The 9298-nt window shown below is 72.1% G+C and carries 11 protein-coding genes; 2 read left to right on the forward strand and 9 right to left on the reverse strand.

Annotation, left to right across the window (positions count from 1 at the left end):
• Positions 1 to 152: 152 nt before the first annotated feature.
• On the forward strand, positions 153 to 350 hold the full coding sequence (locus ACFW1A_RS34010; RefSeq protein WP_380415970.1) for an acyl-CoA carboxylase subunit epsilon: 198 nt from the start codon (positions 153 to 155) through the stop codon (positions 348 to 350).
• Here the strand turns inward: ACFW1A_RS34010 and ACFW1A_RS34015 are convergent.
• The 9 genes from ACFW1A_RS34015 to hemL all read right to left on the reverse strand — a co-directional run bounded on the left by ACFW1A_RS34015 (position 328) and on the right by hemL (position 8291).
• Positions 328 to 843: a GNAT family N-acetyltransferase gene (locus tag ACFW1A_RS34015; RefSeq protein WP_380415972.1), complete on the reverse strand. Its 516-nt coding sequence runs from the start codon at positions 841 to 843 to the stop codon at positions 328 to 330. The two genes, ACFW1A_RS34010 and ACFW1A_RS34015, sit on opposite strands and share 23 nt — an antisense overlap.
• 45 nt (positions 844 to 888) lie before the next feature.
• Positions 889 to 1293, reverse strand: coding sequence for a hypothetical protein (locus ACFW1A_RS34020; RefSeq protein ID WP_380415974.1), 405 nt, complete (start codon positions 1291 to 1293; stop codon positions 889 to 891).
• Positions 1294 to 1373: 80 nt separating this feature from the next.
• The gene (locus tag ACFW1A_RS34025; RefSeq protein WP_380415976.1) at positions 1374 to 1967 is read right to left on the reverse strand and encodes a hypothetical protein; all 594 of its coding nucleotides are present in this window, start codon (positions 1965 to 1967) and stop codon (positions 1374 to 1376) included.
• A gap of 22 nt (positions 1968 to 1989) precedes the next feature.
• The gene (gene ccsB, locus ACFW1A_RS34030) at positions 1990 to 3135 is read right to left on the reverse strand and encodes a c-type cytochrome biogenesis protein CcsB (protein ID WP_380415978.1); all 1146 of its coding nucleotides are present in this window, start codon (positions 3133 to 3135) and stop codon (positions 1990 to 1992) included.
• Between the two features lie 4 nt (positions 3136 to 3139).
• Complete coding sequence (locus ACFW1A_RS34035; RefSeq protein ID WP_380415980.1) at positions 3140 to 4828, reverse strand: cytochrome c biogenesis protein ResB; 1689 nt, start codon at positions 4826 to 4828, stop codon at positions 3140 to 3142.
• 2 nt (positions 4829 to 4830) lie between these two features.
• The gene (locus ACFW1A_RS34040) at positions 4831 to 5577 is read right to left on the reverse strand and encodes a cytochrome c biogenesis CcdA family protein (RefSeq protein ID WP_380415983.1); all 747 of its coding nucleotides are present in this window, start codon (positions 5575 to 5577) and stop codon (positions 4831 to 4833) included.
• Complete coding sequence (locus ACFW1A_RS34045; protein ID WP_380415985.1) at positions 5574 to 6173, reverse strand: TlpA family protein disulfide reductase; 600 nt, start codon at positions 6171 to 6173, stop codon at positions 5574 to 5576. The genes ACFW1A_RS34040 and ACFW1A_RS34045 overlap by 4 nt, the downstream gene beginning before the upstream one ends.
• A 107-nt stretch (positions 6174 to 6280) precedes the next feature.
• Positions 6281 to 6958, reverse strand: coding sequence for a histidine phosphatase family protein (locus ACFW1A_RS34050; RefSeq protein ID WP_380415988.1), 678 nt, complete (start codon positions 6956 to 6958; stop codon positions 6281 to 6283).
• A gap of 10 nt (positions 6959 to 6968) precedes the next feature.
• On the reverse strand, positions 6969 to 8291 hold the full coding sequence (gene hemL / locus ACFW1A_RS34055; RefSeq protein ID WP_380415990.1) for a glutamate-1-semialdehyde 2,1-aminomutase: 1323 nt from the start codon (positions 8289 to 8291) through the stop codon (positions 6969 to 6971).
• Positions 8292 to 8569: 278 nt separating this feature from the next.
• Here hemL and ACFW1A_RS34060 point away from each other — a divergent pair, with 278 nt between their 5' ends.
• Complete coding sequence (locus tag ACFW1A_RS34060; protein ID WP_380415992.1) at positions 8570 to 9157, forward strand: hypothetical protein; 588 nt, start codon at positions 8570 to 8572, stop codon at positions 9155 to 9157.
• The last annotated feature ends 141 nt before the right edge of the window (positions 9158 to 9298 follow it).

The following is a 9298-nucleotide window of genomic DNA, read 5'->3' on the forward strand; positions in this document are numbered from 1 at the left end:
GCCGAAACCCGCGAAGTCCTCGCCGCCGCCCTCACCATGCTCCGCACCAAGCACGCCGACCTCCCCAGCCGCAAGCACGGCAACCCCCCCATGTAGCAGGCGCGGCACCCCCCGATCCGTCCGACCACCTCTTCCGAGGAGAACCAGAGACCATGAGCGAGCCGCTCGTCCGCGTCACCCGAGGCAGCCTCACCGACGAGGAACTGGCCGCCCTGACCGCCGTCCTGATGGCCCGCGCCGCCGCCCAGCCGACCGCCCCGACCGCGGTGGTCGAGCCGATCGCCCGCTGGCAGCGGCTGGAGCGCCGCCCGGCGTACTACTCGCCGGTCAGCTGGCAGTGGGCGGCCTGACGGCCGCAGCCGCCACCGGCGGGAGCTCCTTCTCGAACCAGTGCGCCGCGTAGGGGCTGTCGTTGTACCGGGGGATCTCCCGGTAGCCGGCCCGGGCGTACAGCGCCCGCGCCTCGACCAGGTCGGCGCGGGTGTCCAGGCGCAGCACCGCCATCCCCCGCCGGCCCGCCGCCGCCTCGACCGCGGCGAGCAGCCGCGCGCCGGCACCCCGGCCGCGCGCGGCGGGGTGCACGAAGACCTTGGTGACCTCGCCGGTGGCCGCGTCCAGTCGGCGCAGCCCGACGCAGCCCGCCACCCGACCGCCCTGACGGGCGATCAGGAAGGTCTCCAGGCCGGTCGACGGCTCCTCCCGCAGCACCTGGTCCACCTCGGCCCCGGTGGCCGGGCGGCCCCAGTAGCGCCCCACGATCTCGGTCAGGTACGCCCGCACCACCGCCACCGCGTCCGGGTGGTCGACCGGGACGGGGGTGACGGTCCATTCGCCGTTGCTCATGCCGCCATCCTGGCGGTCCGGCCCGGCGGCGGTCACCCGGGTTTGTCAGGCGGCCAGCAGCGCCGACGGCCGCCCCGCGTGCATCACCCGCAGGTGGTCGGCGAGCAGGCTCGGGTCCTGGGCCAGCCAGAGCCGCAGCGCCCCGCCGAGCATCGCGCTGCCGCAGCCCAGCCGCACCCCGGTGGTCAGCGCCACCCGGGCCGCGGCCGGCACCAGCAGGTCGGCCAGCGGGGCCGGCAGCCAGACCGTCAGACCGCAGGGGGCCGGCTCGGTCAGCACCGCCAGCAGCCGGAAGGCGGCGTCGGGGCTGCACAGCGTCGGCAGGACGTCCAGCAGCCCGTCGGCGACCACCTCGGACACGTCGCTCCGGTGCCCCTGGGCGAGTTGCCGCAACAGCGCGCGGTCCGCGACGGTGATCCGCACCGTCAGCATGATCTCGTCGCTGTCCACGTCGCGGCCTCCTCGCTGCTGACGCACCGGTTTGGCACCGGTACGCCCCACTTTGGCACAGCCGTTGCTGCGCGCCTCTATCAGGCTGCCCCCGCGAAGGCCCGGTCAGCCATCGTGGCGACCATGACCGGAAATTGACCCAACCCGATCAGCGGTGACGCCGGGAAGTCCGGGCGCAGCACCCCCGCCGCGAAGAAGGCGCCCGGGCAGTCCAGGCAGACCTGGGCGTGCTCCCAGACCTGTGCCCGCCGGGTGTAGACGGCCCGGTTGTGGAGGTGCAGGTGCTGCAGGTCGGCCGGGTCGCCCACCGCCCAGCGCCGGTTCCGGTAGCCGGCGACGCCGCCGATCAGCAGCCCGATCCCGGCCAGCAGCTTGATGAGGTGCCCGAGCGCCCAGCCGGCCTGGTAGGTCTGGTCGCCGACGTCGGTGCTGCCCAGGCCGGCGGCCTCGTCGAACACCCAGTAGGCCACCAGCAGGGCGCCGATGATCAGCATCGCCCTGGTCCGGCCGTTCATCGGCGGCCGGGCGGCCGGGAGCTCCAGGGTCGCCGGGTCCACCGGCGCGGGCGGGGGCGCCAGCAGGGCCGGGTCCCACCCGGCCGGCAGCGCCACCGCCCGCTCGTACACCTGACGGGCCGTCGCGGTGTTCTCGCCGCCGCACGTCGGACAGGCCATCGGTCCCCCCAAGGACGCGGCGTCAGCCCACCCCGGCGTAGGAGTGCTTTCCGGTGACGAAGATGTTGACGCCGTAGTAGTTGAACAAGAAGCACGCGAACGCTAGCAGAGCCAGGTACCCGGCCTTGCGGCCCTTCCAGCCGGCGGTGGCCCGGGCGTGCAGGTAGGCCGCGTAGACCACCCAGGTGATGAAGGACCAGGTCTCCTTCGGGTCCCACTCCCAGTACTTGCCCCAGGCCGCCTCGGCCCAGATCGCGCCCGCGATGATGGTGAAGGTCCACAGCGGGAAGACCATCGCGTTGATCCGGTAGGAGAGCTTGTCCAGGGTGCTGGTGGCGGGCAGCCGCTCGAAGACCGAGGCCGGGATCCGGAACGGGCCGCCGACCAGGCCGGCCGCCTTGCGCTTGTCGTAGGACTCCCGGCCCAGGTACAGCGCCGTGGTGGCGAAGGCCGCGTAGAAGGCGCCGCCGCAGATGATCGCGGCGGTGACGTGGATGGCCAGCCAGTACGAGTGCAGGGCCGGGACCAGTTGCTCGGAGTCGGTGTAGAGCACGCTGGTGGCCAGGCCCAGGGTGAGGCAGGCGGCCACCACCGCGGGCAGGCCGAGCCAGCGCACCTTCTTGCCCAGCGCCAGCAGGACCAGGTAGGCGCCGACCATGGTGACCGCGAAGGCGCAGGAGAACTCGTACATGTTCCCCCACGGCCAGCGCATCACCGACAGGCCGCGGAACAGCACCCCGCCGGCGTTCAGCAGCAGGCCCAGCACGGTCAGCGAGACGGCGACCCGGCCGAACAGGTCGGCCCGCTCGCTGGTGCCGGCCGCGCCCGGGCCGTCCAGCTCGGCCTCCTCGCCGCGGCCGCTGGTGACCACCGTGGCGCCCTCGCCGGCCAGTGCGGTGCGGGTCAGCGTGGTGGTGCCGCCGTCGGCGGCGGCCACCGTGACGGTGACCTTCTTGGCCTTGCCCTGGACCGGTTGCGCGGCCTCGGCGGCGGCCACGGCCAGCGAGGCCTGCTCGACCGAGCGGCGGGCCACCGCGCCCTTGCTGCCGAAGGTCCACTCGAACATGTGGGCGAACATGGCCAGGGCGTAGACGCCCGTGGCCGACCAGATGCACTTGTTCGAGATGTCCGCCAGGTGGGGGTTGACCCCGGAGGCGAGGAGGGACACCGTCTTACTCCTTCGGGTTGTCGGCCGGGTCTGACCCGGGGTCGGCGTCGTCGGGTTCGTCCAGGGCGGGGGCGTCGTCCTGCAGGTCCACCGCCAGCTCGGCCAGCTCCTCGGCGATCTTCGCCGACTCGCTGCGGGCCAGGCCGGCCAGCTCGACCAGGGTCTGCCCGTCGGGGGTGGCGACCGCGCGCACCCAGATCCGGCGGCGCTGCACGAAGAGCGAGCCGACCAGGCCGGCGATCGCCAGCACCGCGCCGGTCAGCGCGACCGTGTTGCCCGGGCGGTGCGAGACCGAGAAGGTGGCCCACTTCTTGTAGCCGTCGAACGTGATGGAGCCGTAGTTGTCCGGCAGCGTCCAGCCCTCGCCCGGCTTCAGCTTCACCTTGGCGATCTGCCCGTCCTGCTGCAGCTGGGTCATGTGGGTCAGGTTCAGCTGGTAGACGTTCTGCGGCAGGCCGGAGTCGGTGCCCAGGTCGCCCGCGTAGGCGGTGAGCACCAGGGCCGGGTCGGCGTCGCCCGGGAAGAGCGAGCGCGGACCGGTGTTGACGCCGAAGTTGGCCGGGGCGGTGGGCAGGAAGAAGCCCTGGAAGCCCAGCTGGACCTTCTGGCCGTCCTTCTGCCCGTAGTCGCCGACCTTGACCACGCCGGTGGAGGTCAGGTTGGCGTCCTGCGGCAGGAACGGCACCGCGTCGTGGTAGACCACCTTGCCGCTGCCGTCCTTGACCGTGATCACCGGCGCGTAGCCGTGGCCGATCAGGAAGACCTTGCTGCCGCCGATCTCCAGCGGCTGGTTGACCTGGATCTCGCCGGCCTTGAGCTTGGTCGGGTCGGCGCCGTCCCAGTACCGGATGTGCGCGGTGAACTCCCGGGCGCTGCCGATCTGGTCACCGGTGGTCTGGTACTTGTCGGTGAAGCCGTCCAGCTTGAAGCCGAACGGGTCCAGGTCGGAGGGACCGTAGAAGGCCGAGCCGGAGAAGTCGTCCAGCTGGGTCATGGTGTTGGTGTAGCCGCCGCCCTCGACCACCAGCTTGCCGCCCTGGCCGCTGGCCAGGCTGGCCCAGGCGAAGCCCGCCAGCAGGGCGAACAGCGACAGGTGGAAGAGCAGGTTGCCGACCTCGCGCAGGTAGCCCTTCTCCGCCGCCACCGCGCCGCCACCGCCGTGCACCCGGAACCGACGGGCCTTCAGCAGCCGCTCGGCCGCGGCCGCCGCGACGGCGGGGTCCGCCCCGGTCCGCCAGGCCGCGTAGACCGGCATCCTGGTCAGGTTGGCCGGGGCGGCCGGCGGCTTGGCCCGCAGCACCCCGACGAACTGCCAGGTGCGCGGGACGATGCAGCCGGCCAGCGAGACGAAGAGCAGGATGTAGATCGCCGAGAACCAGACCGAGCTGTACACGTTGAACAGCTGGAGCTTCTCGTAGAGCGGCGCGACCCCCTGGTGCGCGGCCTTCCAGGTCTGCACCTTGAAGGCGTTCTCGCTGGTCTGCGGGATCAGCGAGCCCGGGATCGCGGCCAGCGAGAGCATGAAGAGCAGGATCAGCGCCACCCGCATCGAGGTGAGCTGGCGCCAGGTCCAGCGCAGCCAGCCCAGCGCCCCTATGCCGGTCGGGCCGTCGCTGTCCACCGGCGCGCTGCTCAGCCGCTCGGCGGCCTCGGCAGCCTCGTTCGCCTCGGCCCGGAGGTCGGTCTCGCTCACGGTCAGATTCCGATCTCGCCGCTGGGGGCGATGTATTGCAACTGGTTGACCAGGTAGTCCCAGCCGCCGGTGATCAGCAGTACGCCGACGGCGACCAGCATCGCGCCGCCGATCCGCATCACCCACTGGTAGTGGCGCTTGACGAAGCCGAAGGCGCTGATCGTCCTCCGGAAGGCGAGCGCCGCCAGGACGAACGGGATGCCCAGCCCCAGACAGTAGACCGCCATCAGGAACGCGCCGCGGCCGGCACTGGCCTGGTTCCAGGAGAGCGCCTGCAACGAGCCCATGGTGGGGCCGATGCACGGGGTCCAGCCGACCCCGAAGACCACGCCGAGCGCGGGCGCGCCGAGCAGCCCGATCACCGGCCGGCGGTGCGAGCGGACCTCGCGGGTGCTGAACCCGGGCAGCAGTCCGGCGAAGGCCAGGCCCATCAGGATGGTCAGCACGCCCATCACGATGTTCAGGGTGTGCCGGTAGTCCTTCAGGGTGTGGCCGAAGTAACCGAACAGCGCGCCGCCGGAGACGAAGACGGCGGTGAAGCCGGCCACGAACAGCAGCGCGCCGGCCAGCATCCGGCCGCGCCGGCCGCCCTTCGCGTCCGCCAGGTCGGCGGCCGAGAAGCCGGTGACGTAGGAGAGGTAGCCCGGGACCAGCGGCAGCACGCAGGGCGAGAAGAAGGAGAGCAGGCCGGCCAGCACCGCGATCGGCGCGGCGAGCAGCAGCGAGCCGCTCAGCACCGTCTGGTTCACTTCTGCTCCGCGAGCACCGGGGTGATCATCGAGTCGAGCTCCTCCGGGGTGAGGCCCTTCATCGCCCGGGCGGCCATCCGGCCCTGGCGGTCGATCACCACGGTGGTCGGGATGGACTGCGGGTTGAACGCACCCTTGGGGAACTTGAGGATCTGGGTGCCGTCCGGATCGTAGATGCTCGGGTAGCTGATCCCGTGGCTGGACTCGAACTGCTCGGCGTTGGTCACGTCGGTGTCGCGGGTGTTGATCCCGAGGAACTGGACGCCCTGGCCCTGGTACTTCTCGTAGATCTGCTCCAGGCCCTTGGCCTCGGCCCGGCAGGGCGAGCACCAGGAGCCCCAGATGTTGATCACGACGATCTTGCCGGCGTAGTCCTTCAGCGCGACCGGCTTGCCCTCCAGGTCGTTCCCGCCGATCGCGGGCGCCGCCGTGCGGGACGCGGGCGCCGCGGTGTCGATCCCGCCGTTCCCGGTGACGAATCCGGCCTGCGCGTCACCACTGCTGCCGGCACCGGCGGAGCTGCAGCCGGCGAGGGTGAGGGCGGCGGCTGCCGCGGTGAGCGCGGCGGCCAGGCGGAGGCGGGGCGTACCAGACATGTGAAAAGTTTCGCATGGCAATTCTGGCCCGCTCAGGGGGGTCCGCACTTGCGTGTCGGACCCCCACTGAGCTGGGGGTGTAAAGAACCCCTAAGCGGCCTGGACGGTTAGGCCCCGAAGCTCTTCCCGACGGGCTTGTCGCCCTTCTTGCCCTTGCCGATCAGGTGGGCCGGCAGCAGGTCGCGGGCCGGCTCCCGGTAGCCGATGGAGACCAGCCGGTCGCCCTCGTAGGTGAAGCTGGTCAGCGAGGCCAGCGAGCACTGCCGCTTGCGCGGGTCGTGCCAGAGCCGGCGCTTCTCGGCGAAGGACCGGGCGGTCCAGATCGGCAGCTGGTGGCTGACCGCCACCGCCTCGTGCCCGCGGGCCGCGTCCCGGGCGGCGGCCAGCGCGGTCATCATCCGCACCGCCTGCTCGACGTACGGCTCGCCCCAGGACGGGCGGAACGGGTTGGTGAGGTACTTCCAGTAGCCGGGGTTGCGCAGCGAGCCGTCGCCCACTCCGAAGGTCTTGCCCTCGAAGATGTTCTCCGCCTCGATCAGCCGCTCGTCGGCGGCGATCTGCAGGCCGTGCGCCTTGCCGATCGGCGCCGCGGTCTCCTGGGCGCGCTCCAGCGGGGAGGCGACCACGTAGGTGATGTCGCGGTCGGCCAGGTGCTCGGCGACCCGGTCGGCCATCTCCCGCCCCAGCTCGGAGAGGTGGTAGCCGGGCAGCCGGCCGTAGAGCACGCCCTCGGGGTTGTGCACCTCGCCGTGGCGCATCAGGTGCACCACCGTGATCTCGCTCATCGACGGCCTCTCAGTTTCCGGTGGCCGCGGCGGCGGCCCGGGCGGCGGCCGGCAGCGCGGCGGCGATCTTCTCGACGGCGCGGTCGTCGTGGGCCGCCGAGACGAACCAGGACTCGAAGGCGGACGGCGGCAGGTAGACCCCGTCGGCCAGCAGGCTGTGGAAGAAGTCGGTGAACCGGAAGGCCTCCTGACGCTTCGCCGCGGCGTAGTCGGTGACCTCCTCCTCGGTGAAGAAGACCGAGAACATGTTGCCCGCCCGCTGCAGCCGGTGCGCCACGCCCTCCTTGGTCAGCGCCTCGGCGACCAGGCCGGAGACGGTGTCGGCGACCCGGTCGACGGTCGCGTACACCTCGTCGGTGCAGCCGCGCAGCTGGGCCAGGCCGGCCGCGGTGGCGATCGGGTTCCCGGACAGGGTGCCGGCCTGGTAGACCGGGCCGGCCGGGGCCAGCTGGGCCATCACGTCGGCACGGCCGCCGAAGGCCGCGGCCGGGAAGCCGCCGCCCATCACCTTGCCGAAGGTCAGCAGGTCGGGCGCCCAGCCCTCGTGCGCCGCCTCCAGGCCGTACCAGCCGGCCTTCGACACCCGGAAACCGGTCATCACCTCGTCGGAGATGAAGAGCGCGCCGTTCTCCCGGCAGAGCCGGGCCAGGCCCGCGTTGAAGCCGGGCAGCGGCGGGACCACGCCCATGTTGCCGGGCGAGGCCTCGGTGATCACCGCGGCGATCTCGCCCGGGTGCGCCTTGAAGGCCTCCTCGACGGCGGCCAGGTCGTTGTACGGCAGCACCACGGTGTCGCCGGCCTGGGCGCCGGTGACGCCCGGGGTGTCCGGCAGCGCGAAGGTGGCCACCCCGGAACCGGCGGCGGCCAGCAGCGCGTCCACATGACCGTGGTAGCAGCCCGCGAACTTGACGATCTTGGCGCGGCCCGTGAAGCCGCGGGCCAGCCGGATCGCCGACATGGTCGCCTCGGTGCCGCTGGAGACCAGCCGGACCTGCTCCACCGGAGCCACCCGGGCCACGATCTCCTCGGCCAGCTCCACCTCGCCCTGCCCGGGCGTGCCGAAGGAGGTGCCGCGGACCACGGCGCGCTGCACCGCCTCCAGCACCGCCGGGTGCGCGTGCCCGAGGATCATCGGTCCCCAGGAGCAGACGAGGTCGACGTACTCGCGTCCGTCGGCGTCGGTCAGGTAGGGACCGGTGCCGGAGACCATGAAGCGCGGGGTGCCGCCGACCGCGCGGAAGGCGCGCACCGGGGAGTTGACCCCGCCTGGGGTGACGACCGAGGCGCGCTCGAAGAGCGACTGGGACTGAGGTGCTTCATAGGGGTAGCTCACGAGACCCCATCCTCTCAAACGGCTCCGGTCTCAAATCGTGTCCTGGACCTCTGCATGTCCGGGCCGATCATCTGGAACGATGATCCGTGTGCGGCCACGCTCGGTTCATCCCGCACACTGGAGAGCGCGTGTTCGCGCCCGGTGCGGGGGCGACGTCACGCAATCGGGTCGAGCGCGGCCGTTTACGGACGCACAAGCAAGACATAACGGGTAAACGGGACCTGCGGCAGGACACCGGAGGTCCGGGGGTCTGTCGATTCCGGCGAATTCCGGTGAGGATGGTCCGAGTGTCCGAGGAGCAGGACGGCTTCGAGGAGGCCACGGGGGCCGGCCACAAGGCCGCCCGCGCGGGAAGGGGAAGGCGGGGTGAAGGACGCGTGGGGGTGACGTACAAGTACTTCGGCGCACCCGACCGCGCGACCGCCGCCAGAGTCCCCACCGCGCTCGGCCCGGGCGGCCTCGGGCTGGACGCCGGCGAGCTCGGCTCGCTCGGCCGGCTCGGGGACCTGATGGAGACCAGCGGCTCCCCCAACGGCCACCTCTCCACCAAGATCAAGCCCGAGACGATGAGCGCCATGGTGCTCACCGGCATCACCGGCGTCCCGCTCCACCAGGTCCCGCCGCTCGAACTGGTGGTCCTGCACCCCGACTACGCGGTGGTCCAGCTCCCGCCCACCGTGGTCGAACCGCTCCGCAAGGCCGACGACACCGAGCTCGGCGCCGCCGCCTTCATCTGGTCCACCGTCCCGGACCGCCGCGGCCCGCGCGACGCCTTCGTGATCTACAGCATGCTGCACGAGTGGCAGGACTTCGCGAACCGGCTGCACGACGCGGGGCACCAGCTGTACTGCCTGGTCTGGCCGTGAGCCGGGGGTTCGTCGCCGCCTGACGGCCCGTCGGCCGTCGACACGTCAGCGGAAAGCCCGACGCCCCCTTCCCGCCGTGGTGGCGGGGAGGGGGCGTCGGGCTTGGGTGACCCTGGGTCAGCGGTCTCAGATGCTCAGGAC

The sequence above is a fragment of the Kitasatospora sp. NPDC058965 genome (assembly GCF_042741245.1).
Taxonomy (GTDB): domain Bacteria; phylum Actinomycetota; class Actinomycetes; order Streptomycetales; family Streptomycetaceae; genus Kitasatospora.